Here is an 18681-nt window from a genome sequence, read left to right as displayed (position 1 = left end):
TTGACTCCGGTCGGAAAAATTCTCGCAGGTCGTTACGGTCGTGCCATGACCGTCCTCGCGCACCTGTCCGACCTGCACCTCGACGGCGGCCCGCGGAACGCCGATCGCGCCGCGCGGGTGGTGCGGCACCTGCGGGACCTGCGGGTGCCGGTGGACGCGGTGCTGGTGACCGGCGACCTCGCCGACCACGGCGACCCGGCCGAGTACGCCGAGGTCGCGGAGCTGCTGGAGAGCCTGCCGTACCCGGTGTTCCACTGCCCCGGCAACCACGACGACCGGGCCGCCTACCGGTCGGTGCTGCTCGGCGAGGCGCCGTCGGACGCGCCGGTCAACCAGGCCGGGGAGGCGGCCGGGGCGGTGTTCGCGCTGTGCGACACGAGCGTCCCGGGCCGCGGATCGGGCCTGATGGGCGAGGAGACGATCGCGTGGCTGGACGAGGTGCTGACGGAGGCGGCGGGGCGGCCGGCGTTCGTGGCGTTCCACCATCCCCCGGCGGTGCTGCACCACCCGCTGCTGGACGAGATCCGGCAGCACGAGGCGGCGCGGCTGGCGGAGGTGGTCGCGCGGCACCCGGACGTGGTGGGGCTGTTCTGCGGGCACGCGCACACGCCCGCGGTGACGACCTTCGCCGGGCGGCCGCTGGTGGTGGCGCCCGGGGTGGTGTCTTCGCTGACGCTGCCGTGGGAGACGGGCGGGGAGGCGGGCTGGGCCGAGGGCGGACCGCTCGACTACGACCGGCCGCCCGCGCTGGCCTTCCACGTGACCGACGACCAGCATCGCCTGACGACGCACTTCCGGCTCTGCCCGTAGCGGCTGGGGGCTGACACGCCGCGCGGTGGCCGGCACGATCGCGGGGGTGGCGGAGACGCCGCTGGAAGGGGCGAGCGCGCCGCCCGGCGTGGCGAGTACTGCGGCGGAGTGGCTGACGCGCGGCTGGGGCGGAACATTCGCCACCAGGGCGGCGAACGCGCCGCCGGGGTGGCGAACGCGCCGCTGGGGTGGCGAACGCGCCGCTGGGGTGGCGAATGCGCTGCTGGGGTGGCGAATGCGCTGCTGGGGTGGCGAATGCGCTGCTGGGGTGGCGAACGCGCCGCTGGGGTGGCGAATGCGCCGCTGGGGTGGCGAATGCGCCGCTGGGGTGGCGAACGCGCCGCTGGGGTGGCGAATGCGCCGCTGGGGTGGCGAATGCGCTGCTGGGGTGGCGAACGCGCCGCTGGGGTGGCGAACGCGCCGCTGGGGTGGCGAACGCGCCGCTGGGGTGGCGAATGCGCCGCTGGGGTGGCGATGCGCTGCTGGGGCGTGGTACTCGCGGAGTGGCTGACGCGCTGCCGGGGGCAGCGAATGCGCCGCCAGAGCGGCGGATGCGCTGCCCCGACCCGGCGAAAATCCGCCGCGTGGCTGACGCGCCGCCGGCCAGCGCCGCTGCCGGAGGGGCTGGCGGTGGCGGGCGTGACCGACACGCCGCGGGGAGCGGCCATCCCACCGTCCGTCGCGTGCCCGCCCTGCGGCGCGCGGGCGCGCGCAGCGCGCGCAGCGGCCGGGGCGCCGTCTTGCCGTTCGTCACGTCGCGCCGACCGGCGCGGCGTGCTCGCCGCCGTCAGTCCGTCAGCTCCAGGAACTCCCAGTGCGCCTCCGGCGCCAGGCCGGCCAGCAGGCGGCCGCAGTTCTGCAGCACCACCGGCCCCGACGTGATGTGCTGCGTCCCCGCGTGGAGGTCCCGGAAGAACCGCTGCAGGTCGCCCCGCCGGAGTGCCGCCGTGGCCGCCCACTTGTAGACCGTCTGGCCCGCCGCGTGCACCGACCACGTCGTGTGGTTCAGCATCAGCCGGGTCAGCGTCTCCTGCTCCGTGGTCAGCAGCGAGCCACCGTCCAGGGTCGCCTCGTTGGCCTCCCACACCTCCATCGCCCACGCCCGCGCCGCGCGCACCGCCGCCTCCGCCTGCGCGTACTCCGCGTGGAACTGCCCGGTGTCCACCGACGCGCCCGGCGTCCCGGACTTCCGCACGGCGAGCGCCCGCATCTCGTCGAGCATCCGGCGCCCCACCCCGAGCGCCCACCCCGTGTGGCACACGCCGGCCATGTTCGCCAGCCCCATCCGGTAGATCGCGCCGCCGTGGCGGGGTGCCATCGTGGTGATCTCGTACACGTGCGTCGAGGGCACGAACACGTCCTCGCACACGTAGTCGATGCTGCTGGTCGCCTTCAGCCCCATCACGTCCCAGTTGCCGGCGAGCGTGGCCTGCTCCTTGGGGAACGTGAAGATCAGCGCCTGCCCGGTCTCCTCGCACAGCGCCGCCGTGTGGATGTGCGTGGCCATCGAGATCCCGGACGCGAAGCTCCACCGCCCGTTGATCACGTACCCGCCGTCGGCCCGCACCGCCTTGCCCAGCCGCGTGCCCTGCCCCGCCATCAGCGCGTACCGGTTGCCGCGCACGTCCGGGAACAACTCCGCCGCGGCCTCCTCGCCGAGGTAGGCGGCCGTGGTGCCGGTGACCATCTGCAACGCCATGAACGACCACCCGGCCGACGCGTCCGAGTAGGCGATCTTCGCGATCGTCCCGATGACCTGCCGCGGCGAGAACTCGTACCCGCCCAGGTCCCGCGGGATCCCGATCTTCAGCGCGCCCGTCTCGTGCAGCACCTGCGCGACCTCGTCGGTGAGCCGCCCCAGTTCCTCGCCCTTCTCGGCGTTCGCGGCGAGCACCGGCGCGGCCTCGTCCAGGCGCGCCATCAACCCGTCGAACTCGTCGCTGACGTGCAGGCTCATGCGTCCGTCCCCTCCAGTCCGCGGATCCAGTCGATGACCGGCCGCACCGTCTCGTCCGAGTTGGCTTCGAAGATCAGCCCGTGCCCGTTGCCCTTGACGCCGTGGTCGGGCAGGTGCAGCCGCACCGCATCGGCGCCCGCGCCGCGCAGGAAATCCACCACCTGTGGCGCGAAATCCGCGAACGCCGACGCGCCGCCGGTCACGACCACGACCGGTTTACCGTCCAGCGCCGGGATCCGCATCCCGGCGCGCACCTCGGCCGCCGCGGTGACCGGCGGCGCGTAGGTGATCGGCGCCGCGGTCAGCCCCCAGTCCAGCGACCCCATCCCGGGAATCGAGGCGAACGCCGGCCCGGCCGGTTCGACCGCCACGATCGCCACCACCAGATCCGGCCGCGCGTCCGCCGCGAGCCACCCCACCGGGCCGCCCGCGGAGTGGGTCACCAGCACCGCGGGGCCGGTGACGTCCAGCAACCGGCCCAGCCGGTCGGCGTCCATCCGCTGCGACTCCGCGAGATCCGCCGGCAGCGGGCCCATCGGGCACAGCAGCTGGTCGACCTCCGCCTCGCCGTAGGTCCACTGGACCTGCTCGCCGCGCCGGTCCGCGGGCAGGAACAACGCCCGCGCCGCCTCGTACGGGAACGGCGCGCCCATCGGCGCCACGACGTCCGGGTGGTACGGCGAACGCCCGTGCCCGCACCGGTCCACCACGTACACCGCGAACCCGGCCTCGACGAACCGCGTCGCCCAGCCCGGCCGCCCGTCCGGGGTGCCGGTCCAGTCGGTGCCCTGACCGCCGCCGCCGTGCACCAGCACCAGCGGGAACGGCCGGGACACCTCCGGCGGCGCCTCCCACTGCACGAACATCGGCGCCCGCTGCACGGTCCCGCCGCTCGTGTTCACCCGTTCGCCCGGAACCCAGAACTGCCCCCGCCGCACGGTGACCTCGTGGCCACCCGTCACGTGTGGTGCCGCCATCTCAGATCTCGATCGGTTCGAGCCGGGCCAAGATCTCCTCGCGGCGGTGCTCGAACTGCTCCGGCAGCTGGAAGCGCGTGCCGAGTTCCCGCGGCGACTCGTCGCACGTCCAGCCGCCTTCCGGATGCGTCACCGCCAGCTCGAACAACGCGCCGCCCGGGGTGCGGACGTAGACGCTCTTGAAGTACTTGCGGTCCTTCAGCTCGGAGATGTCGGTGTAGCCGCGGCCCTCGATGTCGAACTTGACCTCGTCCTGGTTGCGCAGGTTGCCCACGTTCCAGGCGAAGTGGTGGTAGGTGCCCGCGCCGTAGCCCCAGGTGCCCTGCTCGTCGGTGCGGTTCACGACCAGCTCGAGGTGGTTGCCGTGCTTGGCGTCGCCGATCCGCAGCGCGGCCCGGTCGCCCTCCTCGGCGAGACGGCCCTGGGCGAAGAACGACTCCTGGGCGAACTCCACCATGCGGTCCGGCGTCGCGACGTGGACGCCGACGCCGTGGATGCCGTGGATCGCGCACTCCGGCGGCACGCCGTACCCCGCGTGCCCGACCCGGTCGTCGCCGGTGTTGCCCACGAAGAAGTACTCGATGCCCGACGGGTGCCGGAACGCCAGCCGCCGCTGCCCGAACACCTCGACGTCGCTCACCTCGACGTCGTGCTCGGTCAGGCGCCGGTGCCAGTAGTCCAGCGAGTCGTGCGGCACCGACAGCAGCACCTCGCGCGCCTGGTTCGTGCCGCGTTTGCCGCGGAAACCGGCCTGCGCCCAGGGGAACGTGGTGACGACGCTGGAGGGATCACCGGCCGCGTTGGCGTAGTACAGGTGGTAGATCGGCAGCGAGCCGTCGAACAGGACCGTGCGCTTGATCAGGCGCATGCCCAGCACCTTGACGTGGAAGTCCACGTCCTCCTGCGCGCCCGCGACGGACAGCGTGACGTGGTGGGAACCTTCGACGAACGCCATGAAAACGCCTCCACACTGAGGTTTTCCGCGGTGGTCTCCGCACGGTAGATTCGGCGGACGGCGCCCGTCGTGAGCGATGAGCGCACGCCGCTGTCGAATGCGCGCACAACCGGTGGGGATGACGATGACGTCACTCGCGGACGTGGTGGCCGTGGCGCCCGCGGCCTCCGGGCCGAAGGTCGAGTTCGGCTCGTGGACGCACGCCGTGCAGCGCAGCGTGCTGCGGTTCCGCTTCGACTGCGAGCGGCCGCGCGCGTTCGCCGGGATCGTCAGCAACCGCCCGCTCGCCGACGTCAACTTCGTCGACATGGAGAGCGGACGGCACGCCGCCTACCGCGACGCGGCCACGATCTCCCCGGACGAGCCGGACTTCTACGTGATGACCCTGCAGCTGTCCGGGAAGCTGTGGCTGGCGCAGGACGGGCGCGTCACGGTCCTGGAACCGGGCCACTTCGCCCTCTACGACTCGGCGCGACCGGCGACGATCGTCTCCAGCGACGACTACCGCTCCACGTGCATCCGGTTCCCCAAGCGGTACCTGCCCGCGCCGCCGCCCGGGATCACCGCGACCGCCTTCGAGTGTGAACCCGGGCTGCCGTCCACCGTGTGGGGCATGCTGCTCAGCCTCAACCGGAACGTGGCATCACTGGGCCCGCACGGCCCCCGCGCGGTGCGCACGGTGATGGACCTGGTGACGGTGATGCTGCACGGCACGCGCACGCTGCCCGGCCGTCGCGAGGTGTTGCTGGCGCACGTGCGCGAGTGGATCGAGGAGCACCTGGGGGATCCGGACCTGGGCCCGGCCGCGGTCGCCGCCGCGCACTACATCTCGCCCCGGCACCTGCACAACCTGTTCGCGGGAACCGGTTCCACGGTCTCGTCGTGGATCCGCGCCCGGCGCGTCGAGGGCTGCCGGCGCGACCTGGCCGACCCGCGGCTGGCCACGGTGCCGGTCGCCGCGATCGCCGCGCGCTGGGGGTTCCGCGGCGCGTCCCACTTCGGCCAGGTCTTCAAGCGCGCGACGGGCCGCACCCCCGTCGAGTTCCGCGCGGAATCCCTGGCGGATCTGCGTTAGCGCGCTGGTGCCCGGGGCACCAGCCGGACCGCGTCGTGCTGTGGCGTCCGCGCGGTGGCACGACTTTTCCGTGCAGCTCGCCGCCGGCGGTCCAGTGCAGGAACTCCTCTTCCCACGGCCGGTCGAGCAGGTTGCGGCGCTCGGCGAGCTCGGCCTGCGTGGCGGCGAACTCACGGAGCCCGGTGAGGATTCGGCTCAGCATCCGCATGCCTGGAGCGTGCTCCGGTAGGCCCGCCGGCACGAGTGGCAGAACCGCAGAGGTTCGCCAAGATCCTGCCAGCGACTTCTTCCGCCGGGCGAACCCGAGGGTGACTTCCGCCGCGTCAGCGGGCATGATCGCGACGTATCCGTAGTGGGAGGCCAGTTTGAGCATCGTCGGCACCAGGGTGGTCCGGATCGAGGACCAGCAGCTGATCACGCAGGGCGGGACCTACGTCGAGGATCTGCGGGTGGAGGCGCTGACGGGCGCGGTGCACGCGGTGTTCGTGCGCAGCCCGATCGCGCACGCGCGCATCACCTCGATCGACACCTCGGCCGCGCTGGAGGCGCCCGGGGTCGTCGCGGTCTACACGGCCGCGGACCTCGATCTCGCCCCGCACAAGGCCGGGCCGGTCGTGGAACCGTGGCTCGCCGACGGCGTGGTCCGCTACGTCGGGGAGCCCGTCGCGCTCGTGCTGACCGAGGAGCGCTACCAGCTCGCCGACGCCGCCGAACTGGTGGACGTCGACTACGACCCGCTCGACGTGGTGGCGAGCATCGACAGCGCGCTGAGCGACGAGACCGTGCTGTTTCCGGACCAGGGCACGAACCTGCTGCAGACCACCGGCGGCGAGTTCGACGACAAGGCGTTCGACGACTGCGAGGTCGTGGTCACGGAGACGATCCTCAACCAGCGCGTCGCCCCGGCGCCGCTGGAGGTGCGCGGCGCGGCCTGCGCGTGGGGCGAGGACGGCCGGCTGACGCTGTGGCTGTCCACCCAGAACGCGCAGATCTCCCGGTCCGTGGTGGCGAAGGGGCTCGGGGTCGAGTCCGCCGACGTCCGCGTCATCACCCCGGACGTCGGCGGCGGCTTCGGCGCGAAGATCGGCACCGATCCGGAGTCGGTGGTGCTGGGCTGGGCGTCCAAGCGGTCCGGCAGGCCGATCCGCTGGGTGGAGACCCGCAGCGAGAACCTGGTCGCGATGACGCACGGCCGCGCGCAGCAGAACACCGTGACCATCGGCGGCCGCCGCGACGGCACCGTGCTCGCGTTCCGGCTGGAGGTGGTGCAGGACGCCGGCGCCTACCCGCGCACGATGTTCCTGCCGACGCTGGCCGAGCTGATGGCCACCGGCGTCTACCACTTCCCGAAGGTGGAGACGAGCAGCAAAGCCGTCGTCACCAACACCACGCCGATCGCCGCGTACCGGGGCGCCGGGCGGCCCGAGGCGGCGGCCGCCATCGAGCGCGCGATGGACCTGTTCGCCGCGGAGATCGGCATGGACCCGGCGCAGGTGCGCCGGGTGAACTTCATCCGCCCGGACGAGTTCCCGTACCAGTCGCCGACCGGCGCGAACTACGACACCGGCGAGTACGCGAAGGTCCTGGACCAGGTGCTGGAGGCCGGCGGGTACGAGCAGCTGCGCGCCGAGCAGGCCCGCCGCCGCGAGGCCGGCGACCCGGTGGTGCTCGGCCTCGGCCTGTCCGCCTACGTCGAGGTGACCGGCAACGACCGCGCCGGCGAGGCGGGCAAGGTGCACATCAACCCGGACGGCACGGTCACCGCGTGGACCGGCGCCTCCCCGCACGGCCAGGGCCTGGACACCACGCTGGCGATGCTGCTGTCCGACCAGCTCGGCGTGTCGATCGAGAAGATCAGCATCCGGCACGGCGACACCGACGAGGTGCCCAGGGCGATCGGCACCTTCGGGTCGCGATCGCTGCAGCTGGGCGGTTCCGCGCTGCGCCAGGCCGCCGACCAGGTCATCGAGCAGGCCCGCGCGCTCGCCGCCGACCGGCTGGAGGCCAGCCCCGACGACATCGAACTCGCCGACGGCGCCTTCCAGGTGCGCGGCGCGCCCGCGAGCGGTTCGGTCACCTGGGCGCAGGTCGCCGAGCAGGCCGACCTGACCGCCGACGTGTGGTTCGGCGACGGCCAGCCGACGTTCCCGTTCGGCGCGCACCTCGCGGTCGTCGAGGTGGACACGCTCACCGGGAAGGTCGAGCTGAGGCGGATCATCGCGTGCGACGACGCCGGCCCGATCGTCAACCCGCTCGCCTTCCAGGGCCAGCGGCACGGCGGGCTCGGCCAGGGCGCCGCCCAGGCGCTGCTGGAGGTCATGAACTACGACGCCGACGGCAACCCGACCACCGCCACCCTGGCCGACTACTCGTTCATCACCGCGACCGAGCTGCCCGACTTCGAGCTGGTCGACTCCGAGACCCCGACGACCCGGAACCTGCTGGGGGTCAAGGGAATCGGCGAGGCGGCGACGATCGGCGCGACGCCCGCGGTGCACAACGCGGTCGTCGACGCGCTGTCCCACCTGGGCGTGCGTCATCTCGACATGCCCACCACCCCGCTGCGGGTCTGGCAGGCTCTCACCGACGCGAGGAAGGCGAACTGAAGTGAAGGTCTCGATCGAGATCAACGGCACGACGGTCTCCGAGGAGGTCGAGGACCGCACCCTGCTGGTCCACTTCGTGCGGGAGCAGGCCGGGCTGACGGCGACGAACATCGGGTGCGACACCACGTCCTGCGGCGCCTGCACGGTCCTGCTCGACGGCGAGTCCGTGAAGTCGTGCACGGTGCTGGCCGCGCAGGCCGACGGGCACTCGGTCACCACGCTGGAGGGTCTGGGCGGCGAGGGCGGCGACCTGCACCCGGTGCAGCGCGCGTTCCGCGAGGAGCACGGCCTGCAGTGCGGGTTCTGCACCCCGGGGATGATCATGGCGTCGGTGTCGCTGCTGGAGCACAACCCGAAGCCCACGCGCCAGGAGGTGCGCGAGGGCCTGGAGGGGAACCTGTGCCGCTGCACGGGTTACCACAACATCGTCAACGCCGTGATGAACGCGTCCGGGCAGGAGGTCCAGCGGTGATCCCGGTGCAGTTCACCTACCGGCGGGTGTCCTCTGTGGACGAAGCGCTGGCCGCGGTCGCCGAGCACGGGGACGACGCCAAGCTGCTGGCCGGCGGGCAGTCCCTGCTGCCGCTGATGAAACTGCGCTTCGCCGCGCCGGAGGTCGTCATCGACATCGGCCCGCTGGACGAGCTGCGGTACGTGCGCGCCGAGGGCGGCGAGATCGCGGTCGGGGCCATGACGCGCTACCACGACCTGCACCACGACCCGGTGCTGGCCGAGCACGCGCCGCTGCTCGCGCACGTCGCGGGCGAGGTGGGGGACCAGCAGGTCCGCCACCGCGGCACGATCGGCGGTTCGCTGGTGCACGCCGACCCGGCGGCCGACCTGCCCGCGGCGATCCTGGCCGTGGACGGGGTGATGGTGGCGCGCGGCCCGGACGGTGAGCGGCGGATTCCCGCGGCCGAGTTCTTCCAGGGGCCGTTCGAGACGCCGCTCGCGCCGGAGGAGCTGCTGACCGAGGTGCGGATCCCGGTGCAGGACGGCGCCGGCTGGGCGTTCGAGAAGTTCACGCGGCGCTCGATCGACTGGGCGATCGTCGGGGTGGTGGTCGCCGGGGGCGCGGTGTCGCTGATCAACATGGGCGGCACGCCGTTGCGCGCCACGGCGACCGAGGCGGCCTTGGCGGGTGGCGCGTCGGCCGCCGAGGCGGCCGCGCTGGCCGCGGAGGGCACCTCCCCAGCCGACGAGCCCCACGCGACGGCCGAGTACCGGCAGCACCTGGCGCGCGTGCTGACCGAGCGGGCGCTGGTCGCCGCGGGACGCTGAGCCCGGGCGGGCCGGTCCTGCCGGCCCGCCCCCGGGGGCGGGCCGCCCGGTGGCGGTTCGCCCGCTTCACGGGCGGCTGTGCCGCAGGCGGCTCGCCCGGTGGGTGGCGGTTCGTCGCTGCGCCGTCGAACCGCCGTGCCGCCGCCGTGGCGGTGGTGCAGGCTGCGCGGCCGGTGAGCTGGGGTAGGCCCGCCCGCCCCGTGGGCGACGGTTCGCCCGCCCTGCGGGGCGCTGTGCCGCAGTCGGCTCGCTGCGGCCGTCCGCTTCGCAACCCACCCCGCTTCGCGGGTTGCCGCTGCGCGGCCAACCGCTGCGCGGCCAACCGCCGCTTCGCGGGTTGCCGCTGCGCGGCCAACCGCCGCTTCGCGGGTTGCCGCTGCGCGGCCAACCGCCGCTTCGCGGGTTGCCGCTGCGCGGCCAACCGCCGCTTCGCGGGTTGCCGCTGCGCGGCCAACCGCCGCTTCGCGGGTTGCCGCTGGGCGGCCAACCGCCGCTTCGCGGGTTGCCGCTGCGTGGCCAACCCCCGCTTCGCGGGGCGCCGCGTCGCGGTCGGTCCGCGCTGCGGTCATCCGCTGCGCAGCCCACCCGCCCGCGGGCCGCGGCTAGCTCGTCAGCAGGACGATGCCGTCATCATCGGAGTAGAGCAGGTCTCCCGGGTGGAACGTCACCCCGCCGAAGCCGACCGGGACGTCCACCGCGCCGTGGCCCGCCTTGCTGCTCTTGCGCGGGTTCGTCCCCAGCGCCTTGATCCCGATCGGCAGCCCGGCCAGCACCGCGCTGTCCCGCACCGCTCCGTTGATCACCAGCCCGGCCCAGCCGTTCTCCACCGCCGACCCCGCGATCAGATCACCGGTCAGCGCGGTGTGCAGCGAACCGCGGCCGTCGACCACCAGCACCGCGTCCTCGCCCGGCGTGGCGAGCAGCTGCTTGACCAGGCCGTTGTCCTGGTGGCACGACACGGTCCGGACCCGCCCGGAGAACACCCGCCGCCCGCCGAACTGGCGGAACTGCGTGTCGCACACCCGGAGCTCGTCGCCGTGCTCGTCGACCAGGTCGGCGGTGGAGAAGGTCACTCGGATCGCCTTTCGTCGTGGTGGGCGTGCCGGATCGAGTCCAGCAGGCCCGGGAAGCGCGCGCTGATCTCGTTCCGGCGCAGCCGCACGAAGCTGCCGTTGCCGGCGTCGCGCTGGTGGATCAGCCCGGCCTGCCGCAGCACCCGCCAGTGGTGGGTACGGGTCGATTTGGCGACCGGCAGCTCGAACGAGGCGCACGCGTGCTCGCCGTCCGGCCGGTCCAGCAGGTCGACGACCACCCCGCGCCGGTGCCGATCGGCCAGGGCCGACAGCACGGTGCCGAGATCGAGGTCCATCGCGTCCCCTTGTCCTAGGTACGAAGGTGATAGTACCTTGCCGGGATGCTGCTGGTCTTCGACATCAACGAAACGCTGCTCGACCTCGCGCCGCTGGACGACGTCCTCGGTGGCACCGAGGCCCGCACACGGTGGTTCGACCTGCTCATCCACACCGCGCTGGTGGTCACCGCGAGCGACCGGTACCAGGACTTCGCGCAGCTGGCCGGAGCCTGTGCGCGCACGATCACGCCCGAGGTGGACGTGCCGAAGCTCGCCGAGACCCTGCGGTCGCTGCCGCCGCACCCGGACGTCGTCCCGGCCCTGGACGAGCTGCGCGACCAGGGGCACCGGCTGGTGGCGCTCGGCAACTCGCCGCAGGCGGTGATCGAGGCGCAGCTGGCGGACCTGGGCTTCGATGCGCTCTACTCGGCCGAAGCGGCCGGCGCGCTCAAGCCGTCACCGGCCGCCTACGCGCTGGTCGAGCACGACGGCGAGCCGCCGGTCATGGTCGCCGCGCACGACTGGGACATCGCCGGCGCCCAGGCCGCCGGGCTGCGCACGGCCTTCGTCACCCGCGACGGCCGCCGCCCGCGCCCGGCCCACCCGAGTCCGGAGTGGACGGTCACCGACCTCGCCGAGTGGGCCCGCTCGCTGCGCACCGCGTGACGGTCACGCCTCGGGCCGTGCACCGGCTTCCGCCGGCGTGATTTACTAGAACACGTTCTAGTCGTCGGAGACGGGAGGCCGCCGTGCGGTGTGGGGTCGTGCTGTTCACCAGTGACCGCGGGATCGCGCCCGCCGACGCGGCGCGGGTGGCGGAGGACGCCGGGTTCGACTCGTTCGCGGTGCCGGAGCACACGCACATCCCGGTCCGCCGGGAGGCGGCGCATCCGGGCACCGGCACCGCCGAGCTGCCCGACGACCGGTACCTGCGCACGCTCGACCCGTGGGTCGCCCTGGCCACGGCGGCCTCGGTGACGCGGCGGATCACCCTGTCGACGGCGGTCGCGCTGCCCGCCGAGCACGACCCGATCACCCTGGCCAAGACGATCGCCTCGCTCGACCACCTGTCCGGCGGCCGGGTCGTGCTCGGGGCGGGGTTCGGGTGGAACGCCGACGAGCTGACCGACCACGGCGTCCCGGCCGGGCAGCGGCGGACGGTGCTGCGCGAGTACCTGGAGGCGATGCGGGCGCTGTGGACCGCCGAGGAGGCGTCGTACGAGGGTGCGCACGTGCGGTTCGGCCCGTCGTGGGCGTGGCCGAAGCCGGTGGGGGACGTGCCGGTGGTGATCGGGGCGGGCGGCACGGAGCGGACGTTCGCGTGGATCGCGCGCTCCGCCGACGGCTGGCTGACCACGCCGCGGGACCACCACCTGGACGACAAGGTGCGCCTGCTGCGCAAGATCTGGCAGGACGCCGGCCGGGAGGGGCAGCCGAGGGTGATCGCGCTCGCCGGACGCCCGGACGAGGAGCTGCTGGCGCACTGGAGGTCGCTCGGGGTGACCGAGGTGCTGTTCGGCCTGCCGGACCGGGACGCCGACGAGGTGGCCGGCTACATCACGAGGCTGGGGGAGCGCCTGCGGCTGGGCTGAGGCCACCCGGCTGGGGCACTGCTCAGCGGCGCGAGCGGTACGCCCGCATCTTGTGCCGCGCCCCGCAGAGGTCCATGCTGCACCACACGCTGTTCCCGGCCGGGGAGCGGTCGTAGAACAGCCAGCGGCACTCCGGCGCCCGGCACGGCTTCAGCCGCCGCGCCTGGCCCGTCACCTCGGCGCGGAACAGCACCTCCAGCAGCCGCGCGATCAGGCCGTCCACACCCTCGCCCGCCGCGGCCAGCGCGGGGCCCGGCCAGCGGGGACCGGCCACCGCCGACGCCGCGAACTCGTTCAGCGCGGCCGACACGTCCACCCCGTCCAGGTGGTCGCGCAGCGTCTCGCGGAAGCGCACCAGCCGCTCCAGCCCGCGCGTGTCCAGGGGGAACGAGCCCAGTTCGTGCTCGGCCAGCCAGCTCGCGGCCGGCTCGGGCGCGCGGAAGTGGTCCTCGTCGTAGAGGAACCGCGCCGAGTTGCCGAACACCTCGAGCGGCCGCAGCTCCTCCGGCGCGGCGGGGCGCGAGTGGGACATGGCCGCAGGTTACGCCACCGGCGCGGCGACGCGGCTAACGTGACCGCATGGCCAACGAAGACGAGGCACGCGACTGGAACGGCGACATCGGCCGCTACTGGGCCGACCACGCCGAGCACTACGACGCCATGCTGGCCCGGCTCACGCCGCACCTGCTCGGCGCGGCCCGCACCGAGCCCGGGGAGCGGGTCCTCGACATCGGCTGCGGCTGCGGCACCACCACGCTGCTGGCCGCCGAGCAGGGCGCGACGGTGCTGGGCGCGGACCTGTCCGGCCCGATGCTCGCCGTGGCCCGGGAGCGCGCCGCCGGTCTCGACGGGGTGCGGTTCGAGCAGGCCGACGTGCAGGTCCACGACTTCGGCGCGGGCACCTTCGACCTCGCGCTCAGCCGGTTCGGCGTGATGTTCTTCGACAACCCGCTCGCCGCCTTCACCAACGTCACCCGCATGCTGCGGCCCGGCGGCCGGCTGGCGTTCCTGTGCTGGCAGGACCTGCGGGAGAACGAGCACCGGGCGCTGACGCTGGACGCCATCGCCCCGTACGTCGACACCAGCGACGCCGCCCCGCCCGGCCCCGGCCCGTTCTCCTTCGCCCAGCCGGATTACCTGCGCGAACTGCTGAACGGCGCGGGACTGACCGGCATCGCGGTGGACGCCGTCCGGGAACCCGTCCGGATCGGCGCCGACGCGCGTGAGGCGGCCGGCTTCCTGAGCCGCGGCGCGATGGTGAAGGCGATCTTCGAGCGCTATCCGGCGGAAACCGTCGAGCGGGCGGTCGCCGCGCTCACCGAAGCACTCCAGCCGCACCAGACCCCCGACGGGGTGATGCTGGGCGCGGCCACCTGGCTCGTCACCGCCCGCAAGCCGTAGTCCGCCGGATCCACAGTGGAGGAGTGGGATTCGTCTCGCGCGGCGGGAAACCGGTTGCCGCTGCGGTAAATTGACCCGACGTGCCCGCTGACCCGATCCTCACCCTCGGCCCGTGGCAGCTGGTTTTCCTCGTGGTGGCCGGGGTCGGCGCGGGCCTGACCGGGTCGATCGCCGGGCTCGCGTCGCTGGTGTCGTACCCGGCGCTGCTGGCGATCGGGATGCCGCCGGTCGCCGCGAACGTGACCAACACCGTGGCGCTGATGGGCAACACGGTCGGGTCCGCGGCCGGTTCCCGGCCCGAGCTGCGGGGCCAGCGGACGCGGTTGCTGCGGCTGTGCGCGATCACCGCGGTCGGCGGCGCGGCGGGCAGCGCCCTGCTGCTGCTCACGCCCGAGGGCACGTTCGCCTACATCGTCCCGTTCCTCATCGGCGGCGCGTCGGTGCTGCTGCTGTTCTCCCCGCGGCTGGCCGAGCGCGCCGGCCGCGGCGACGGCGGGCTCACCGCGGGCACCGCGACGGGCGCGTTCCTGGTCGCGATCTACGGCGGGTACTTCGGCGCCGCGGCCGGCGTGATCATGCTGGCCCTGCTGTCCGCGGCGTGGACCCAGCCGCTGGCGCGCACGAACGCGGCGAAGAACATCGTGACCGGCGCGGCGAACCTGGTGGCCGCCCTGGTGTTCGCGTTCACCGGCCCGGTGCTCTGGCCCGCGGCGGCGGCCCTGTGCGTCGGCCTGATCGCCGGTTCCTTCGTGGGCCCGGCGGTGGTGCGGCGGCTGCCGCCGGCCCCGCTGCGCGTCGCGATCGCCCTCGCGGGCATCGGCCTGGCCGTGACCCTGGCCTGGCAGGCCTGGTAGCGTGGGCGCGCCAGTCGTGCCCGCCAAGGGCCAGGGAATCCGGTGCGAATCCGGAACTGACGCGCAGCGGTGAGCGGCGACGGGCGGGACAACGGCCACTGGACCACGCGGTCCGGGAAGGCGTTCCGCCCGGACGACCCCGAGTCCGAAGACCTGCTGGCACCCCGCCAGGGGAGACCGCCGGACCGGGCTCCGCGCATGAGCCCTCGACGCAAGGGGCCGCTGTGCGCCGATCGATCACCGTTCCGCTGCTCGCCGCCGTGCTCGTGCTGACCGGGTGCGCGAGCGCCACCTCCGGGGCCACCGCCGCCGTGGTGATCGACAACTGCGGGCACCAGGTCCGCGTGTCGCAACCACCGCAGCGGGCCGTCGCGCTCAACCAGGGCGCGGCGGAAATCATGCTGTCCCTCGGCCTCGCCGACCGCATGGCCGGCACCGCGACCTGGACCGACCCCGTCCTGCCGCACCTGGCCGCCGCCAACGCGAAAGTGCCCCGGCTGGCCGAGAACTACCCGTCGTTCGAAAGCGTGCTGGCCGCCGAACCGGACTTCGTCGCCGCCTCGTTCGGCGCCACCCTCGCCAAGGGCGGGGTCGCCACCCGTGAGCAGTTCGAGCAGCTCGGCGTGCCCGCCTATGTGTCGCCCACCGAGTGCGCCAAGGACACCAGCGCCGGCGGCGACGGCGCCCGCACCGAGACGCTGACCATGGACGCGGTCTACACCGAGATCCGGGACCTCGCGCGGATCTTCGGCGTCGAGGACCGCGGCGAACAGCTGATCGGCAGCCTGCGGGACCGGATGCGCGCCGCGGCGGGCACCGACGCGTCGAAGGCGCGGCTGATGTTCTGGTTCGCCAACTCCGAAGCCCCCTACCTCGCCGGCTGCTGCGGCGCGCCCGGCATCATCGCGACCACCGTGCGCGCGCACAACGTCTTCGACGACACCCGCGACGAGTGGCCCCAGATCAACTGGGAGACCGTGGCCGAACGGAACCCGGACGTGATCGTGCTCGGCGACCTGACCCGCCGTTCGCAGACCGCCGAGTCCGCCGCGGCCAAGATCGCGTTCCTGGAATCGCACCCGGTGACGAGAGACCTGGCCGCGGTGCGGAACAAACGCTACGTGCTGCTGTCCGGGCAGGCGATGAACCCGACGCTGCGCACCGTCGACGGCACCGAGCAGGTCGCCGCGGCGCTGCGCGGGTTCGGGCTGGCCGGGTGAGGCGCACCGCCCGCGCCGCGCCGCTGTGCGCCGGTGGACTCGCGCTGCTCGTGGTGTCGCTGGCCGTCGCGGTGACGATCGGCCCGGCCGGGATCGGCGTCGGCGACGTCTACGCCACCGTGCTGGCCCACCTCGGTCTCGGCGACCCGGTGCTGACCCCGGTCCGCGACGGCATCGTCTGGCACCTGCGGATCCCGCGTGCCCTGCTCGCCGCCGTGTGCGGCGCGGGCCTGGCGGTGTGCGGCGCGGTCATGCAGTCGCTGCTGCGCAACCCGCTGGCCGACCCGTTCGTGCTCGGGGTGTCCTCGGGCGCGTCGACCGGCGCGGTGCTGGTGGTGGTGCTCGGCGTCGGCGGGGGCGTGGTGTCGCTGTCCGCGGGCGCGTTCGCCGGCGCGGTGCTGTCGTTCGGGCTCGTGCTGCTGCTCAGCCAGACGCTGGGTGGCACGACCGAACGCGTGGTGCTGTCCGGGGTCGCCGCGATGCAGCTGTTCTCCGCGCTGACCTCGTTCGTCGTGCTGACGGCCGGGGACGCGGAGACCACGCGGGGCGTGCTGTTCTGGCTGCTCGGGTCGTTCAGCAGCGCGTCCTGGTCCGAGGCCGGCGTGTGCGCCGGTGTGCTGGCCGTCGCGCTGGTCGTGTGTTTCGGTCACGCCCGCACGCTCGACGTGCTCGCCTACGGCCAGGACCTCGCCGCGGCGCTGGGCGTTTCGCTGGCCCGGACCCGGATCGTGCTGCTGTGCGTCACCGCGTTGCTGACCGCCGCGCTGGTGAGCGCCTGCGGGGCGGTCGGGTTCGTCGGGCTGGTCCTGCCGCACGCCGCACGCGCGCTGGTCGGCCCGGGCCACGGCCGCCTGCTGCCGGTGACCGCCGTGGCCGGGGCGGTGTTCCTGGTGTGGGTGGACACGCTGGCCCGCACGGTGCTCGATCCGCGGGAGGTGCCGGTCGGCGTGGTCACGTCGATCATCGGCGTGCCCGCGTTCGTCGCGGTCCTCTACCGCAGCCGTCCACTCAGGACGAACCGCTAGCGGATCGCGTCGCGGCCGGCGTCGGTGAGCTTCGCGGGGATGCGGGCACCCGTGCCGGGGACCCGGCGGACCAGGCCGGCGTGGATCAGCAGCCGCGCGCCGAACTGGTCGCAGCAGGACAGACCGTCGACGTACACGTGCGGCTCGCTGCTCGCGGTCAGTTCCACGCGGCCGTCGGCAACCGCTTTCAGGAACTCGACGTCGCGGTGGCTGAGGGTGGACGCGGTCATCGCTGGCACCTTTCCGAGAACGGTGTGGTGCGCCACAGAATAGGGGATCGTTGAACAATCGAGCAACCGGGTTGACGGATCGTTCAACAATCGCTAGCGTCGTGGGGCATGCGAGCCAGCTCACAGGAAACCCGGCAGGCCCTCTGCCACGCCGAACTCGACGACATCTCGTGGATCCCCGGAAATTGCTGAAGACCCGCCAGTAACACGCCCTGCTTTCGCCTCGATTCACTGGTAAGGCCCGCGCGGAGGGTGGGCGCGACACCTCCGGCACCGCCGTCTTGCCCGGCGCTCGAACTCCCCCTCGGAGCGTTGTGGCAGGCGAGTGGCCCCCGAGTGCGGACTCCCAACTGCCCCGCGCTCGGGGGCCCTATTCGTACACCACGTACACCGGCTTCGGGTTGAGCGCGAGCACCTGCTCGGGTGTCATCAGCGCCTGCCCGTTGCGGGTGTCCTCCTGGTAGAAGAGCTTGAACCCGGTGTTGACGTGCGGCGGGCGGCGTTTCATCACCAGGTCCCAGGTCGCCTTCTTCGCCTCGGGGCTGCCGATGCCGTCCACCACGTTGATCACGGCGACGCCGTGGTGCCGCTTCAGCCCGGCGATGTCGCGCACGACCGACACCGCCACCTGGTGGTACACCATGATCTTCTCCGGCAGCCGGTGCCGTGCCACCAGCGAGGCGAGGTAGGCGGCCACCCCGTCCAGCTCTTCGCCCGTGGTGACGCCGAACTCCTCACCGGGCACGACACCGGGTTCCACGGCCCACTCCGGGTCCAGCGCGACACCGACGTCCGGCTCGACCAGCCAGTGCTCGAACGCCTTCACCTCGGGCAGGAAGTCCGCGCGGCCGGGCTGGATGTCGAGCAGCAGCTGACCGCCCAGCGCCCGCGCCGCGTCCAGGTACCGCCGGATCGTGCTGTCGTTCGCCCGGCTGCGGAACATGCCGTCCGGCCCGGGTGTCGGGTTCACCGTGGTGGCGATCAGCTCGACCACCGGGACCACCGGCCGGTCCTTCGGGTACGTGGCGATCAGCTCGCGCAGCTGCGCCGAAGCCGCCTGCAGGTCACCGGTCATCCGGCCCAGCGCCGGGCTGCCCGGCGCGCCGCAGTAGCCGACCAGCAGGTGGTCGTCGACCACGCTGTGCGTGGCGACCTGCGCCGGGAACCCGCGCAACCCGGCGGCCGGGGCGTCCAGCCGGTTGTGCGGCCCGGAAAGCGTTGGCACGGAAAAGAAATTTCCACCACTGCTGCAGGCCGCGCTCGCCGCGCCCGCCAGAGCCGCGGTGAGGAACGCCCGCCTGCCGACCTTGCTGCCCGCCATGACCAGGGGGTGCCCTGGTCTCGACC

The 18681-nt window shown here is 73.4% G+C and carries 19 protein-coding genes and 1 riboswitch; of the genes, 11 read left to right on the top strand and 8 right to left on the bottom strand.

Annotated features, from left to right (window positions below; genetic code table 11):
- The first annotated feature begins 45 nt into the window (after positions 1–45).
- Positions 46–810 (top strand): metallophosphoesterase, encoded by a 765-nt coding sequence (locus tag D0D28_RS22320; RefSeq protein WP_116112027.1) that lies wholly within the window; start codon positions 46–48, stop codon positions 808–810.
- Between the two features lie 787 nt (positions 811–1597).
- Here the strand turns inward: D0D28_RS22320 and D0D28_RS22315 are convergent.
- The 3 genes from D0D28_RS22315 to D0D28_RS22305 are packed head-to-tail and all read right to left on the bottom strand — an operon-like array spanning position 1598 to position 4699.
- A complete protein-coding gene (locus tag D0D28_RS22315) occupies positions 1598–2767 on the bottom strand; it encodes an acyl-CoA dehydrogenase (RefSeq protein WP_116112025.1) in 1170 nt (389 codons plus the stop codon).
- Entirely contained in the window at positions 2764–3744 is a 981-nt protein-coding gene (locus D0D28_RS22310; protein WP_240323310.1) for an alpha/beta fold hydrolase, read from the bottom strand. Before D0D28_RS22310 ends, D0D28_RS22315 begins: the two co-directional genes overlap by 4 nt.
- A 1-nt stretch (position 3745) precedes the next feature.
- Complete coding sequence (locus D0D28_RS22305; protein WP_116112022.1) at positions 3746–4699, bottom strand: VOC family protein; 954 nt, start codon at positions 4697–4699, stop codon at positions 3746–3748.
- A gap of 118 nt (positions 4700–4817) precedes the next feature.
- On the opposite strand from D0D28_RS22305, the gene D0D28_RS22300 reads away from it, so the two are divergent.
- From D0D28_RS22300 to D0D28_RS22280, 4 genes are all read left to right on the top strand, one after another.
- Complete coding sequence (locus tag D0D28_RS22300; protein ID WP_116112019.1) at positions 4818–5774, top strand: helix-turn-helix domain-containing protein; 957 nt, start codon at positions 4818–4820, stop codon at positions 5772–5774.
- Positions 5775–6139: 365 nt separating this feature from the next.
- Positions 6140–8380, top strand: coding sequence for a xanthine dehydrogenase family protein molybdopterin-binding subunit (locus D0D28_RS22290; RefSeq protein ID WP_116112017.1), 2241 nt, complete (start codon positions 6140–6142; stop codon positions 8378–8380).
- A gap of 1 nt (position 8381) precedes the next feature.
- Complete coding sequence (locus tag D0D28_RS22285; RefSeq protein WP_094008465.1) at positions 8382–8852, top strand: (2Fe-2S)-binding protein; 471 nt, start codon at positions 8382–8384, stop codon at positions 8850–8852.
- Positions 8849–9661 carry an FAD binding domain-containing protein gene (locus D0D28_RS22280; protein ID WP_116112015.1) on the top strand — a complete coding sequence of 271 codons (813 nt, stop codon included), beginning with the start codon at positions 8849–8851 and terminating at the stop codon, positions 9659–9661. The genes D0D28_RS22285 and D0D28_RS22280 overlap by 4 nt, the downstream gene beginning before the upstream one ends.
- Before the next feature lie 602 nt (positions 9662–10263).
- Here D0D28_RS22280 and rraA read toward each other — a convergent pair.
- Together rraA and D0D28_RS22270 are read right to left on the bottom strand one after the other, a co-directional pair.
- Positions 10264–10734 carry a ribonuclease E activity regulator RraA gene (gene rraA / locus D0D28_RS22275; RefSeq protein ID WP_094008471.1) on the bottom strand — a complete coding sequence of 157 codons (471 nt, stop codon included), beginning with the start codon at positions 10732–10734 and terminating at the stop codon, positions 10264–10266.
- Positions 10731–11030, bottom strand: coding sequence for an ArsR/SmtB family transcription factor (locus D0D28_RS22270; RefSeq protein ID WP_116112013.1), 300 nt, complete (start codon positions 11028–11030; stop codon positions 10731–10733). Before D0D28_RS22270 ends, rraA begins: the two co-directional genes overlap by 4 nt.
- Before the next feature lie 45 nt (positions 11031–11075).
- Between D0D28_RS22270 and D0D28_RS22265 the strand changes: the two genes are divergently transcribed.
- Positions 11076–11678 (top strand): HAD-IA family hydrolase, encoded by a 603-nt coding sequence (locus tag D0D28_RS22265; protein WP_116112010.1) that lies wholly within the window; start codon positions 11076–11078, stop codon positions 11676–11678.
- Between the two features lie 83 nt (positions 11679–11761).
- Positions 11762–12604, top strand: a complete 843-nt coding sequence (locus D0D28_RS22260) for an LLM class F420-dependent oxidoreductase (protein ID WP_116112007.1) — start codon at positions 11762–11764, stop codon at positions 12602–12604.
- A gap of 22 nt (positions 12605–12626) precedes the next feature.
- Here D0D28_RS22260 and D0D28_RS22255 read toward each other — a convergent pair whose 3' ends face one another.
- Complete coding sequence (locus D0D28_RS22255) at positions 12627–13136, bottom strand: CGNR zinc finger domain-containing protein (RefSeq protein WP_116112005.1); 510 nt, start codon at positions 13134–13136, stop codon at positions 12627–12629.
- Between the two features lie 47 nt (positions 13137–13183).
- Here D0D28_RS22255 and D0D28_RS22250 point away from each other — a divergent pair, with 47 nt between their 5' ends.
- The 4 genes from D0D28_RS22250 to D0D28_RS22235 all read left to right on the top strand — a co-directional run bounded on the left by D0D28_RS22250 (position 13184) and on the right by D0D28_RS22235 (position 17104).
- Positions 13184–14005 carry a class I SAM-dependent methyltransferase gene (locus tag D0D28_RS22250; RefSeq protein ID WP_116112002.1) on the top strand — a complete coding sequence of 274 codons (822 nt, stop codon included), beginning with the start codon at positions 13184–13186 and terminating at the stop codon, positions 14003–14005.
- 80 nt (positions 14006–14085) lie between these two features.
- Positions 14086–14859 carry a sulfite exporter TauE/SafE family protein gene (locus tag D0D28_RS22245; RefSeq protein ID WP_094008476.1) on the top strand — a complete coding sequence of 258 codons (774 nt, stop codon included), beginning with the start codon at positions 14086–14088 and terminating at the stop codon, positions 14857–14859.
- A riboswitch (cobalamin riboswitch) is annotated at positions 14854–15034 on the top strand. It overlaps the preceding gene by 6 nt.
- Before the next feature lie 49 nt (positions 15035–15083).
- The gene (locus tag D0D28_RS22240; protein WP_116111999.1) at positions 15084–16079 is read left to right on the top strand and encodes an ABC transporter substrate-binding protein; all 996 of its coding nucleotides are present in this window, start codon (positions 15084–15086) and stop codon (positions 16077–16079) included.
- Positions 16076–17104, top strand: coding sequence for a FecCD family ABC transporter permease (locus tag D0D28_RS22235; protein ID WP_116111997.1), 1029 nt, complete (start codon positions 16076–16078; stop codon positions 17102–17104). Before D0D28_RS22240 ends, D0D28_RS22235 begins: the two co-directional genes overlap by 4 nt.
- On the opposite strand, the gene D0D28_RS22230 is transcribed toward D0D28_RS22235, so the two are convergent.
- Complete coding sequence (locus tag D0D28_RS22230; RefSeq protein WP_027935461.1) at positions 17101–17334, bottom strand: hypothetical protein; 234 nt, start codon at positions 17332–17334, stop codon at positions 17101–17103. The genes D0D28_RS22235 and D0D28_RS22230 overlap by 4 nt on opposite strands.
- A 370-nt stretch (positions 17335–17704) precedes the next feature.
- The gene (locus D0D28_RS22225; protein ID WP_240323308.1) at positions 17705–18559 is read right to left on the bottom strand and encodes a hypothetical protein; all 855 of its coding nucleotides are present in this window, start codon (positions 18557–18559) and stop codon (positions 17705–17707) included.
- Positions 18560–18681: the final 122 nt, after the last annotated feature.

Origin of the sequence: Amycolatopsis ruanii, assembly GCF_003385175.1 — a bacterium.
GTDB lineage: Bacteria > Actinomycetota > Actinomycetes > Mycobacteriales > Pseudonocardiaceae > Amycolatopsis_E > Amycolatopsis_E thermalba.
The sequence above is the reverse complement of the archived record's forward strand: the minus strand, read 5'-3'. Positions and strand labels throughout refer to the sequence as shown.

Coding starts and splice junctions, on each gene's coding strand:
- D0D28_RS22320 (WP_116112027.1), top strand. CDS start 46: ATGACCGTCCTCGCGCACCTGTCCGACCTGCACCTCGACGGCGGCCCG.
- D0D28_RS22310 (WP_240323310.1), bottom strand. CDS start 3,744: ATGGCGGCACCACACGTGACGGGTGGCCACGAGGTCACCGTGCGGCGG.
- D0D28_RS22300 (WP_116112019.1), top strand. CDS start 4,818: ATGACGATGACGTCACTCGCGGACGTGGTGGCCGTGGCGCCCGCGGCC.
- D0D28_RS22250 (WP_116112002.1), top strand. CDS start 13,184: ATGGCCAACGAAGACGAGGCACGCGACTGGAACGGCGACATCGGCCGC.
- D0D28_RS22255 (WP_116112005.1), bottom strand. CDS start 13,136: ATGTCCCACTCGCGCCCCGCCGCGCCGGAGGAGCTGCGGCCGCTCGAG.
- D0D28_RS22305 (WP_116112022.1), bottom strand. CDS start 4,699: ATGGCGTTCGTCGAAGGTTCCCACCACGTCACGCTGTCCGTCGCGGGC.
- D0D28_RS22270 (WP_116112013.1), bottom strand. CDS start 11,030: ATGGACCTCGATCTCGGCACCGTGCTGTCGGCCCTGGCCGATCGGCAC.
- D0D28_RS22230 (WP_027935461.1), bottom strand. CDS start 17,334: ATGACCGCGTCCACCCTCAGCCACCGCGACGTCGAGTTCCTGAAAGCG.
- D0D28_RS22315 (WP_116112025.1), bottom strand. CDS start 2,767: ATGAGCCTGCACGTCAGCGACGAGTTCGACGGGTTGATGGCGCGCCTG.
- D0D28_RS22265 (WP_116112010.1), top strand. CDS start 11,076: ATGCTGCTGGTCTTCGACATCAACGAAACGCTGCTCGACCTCGCGCCG.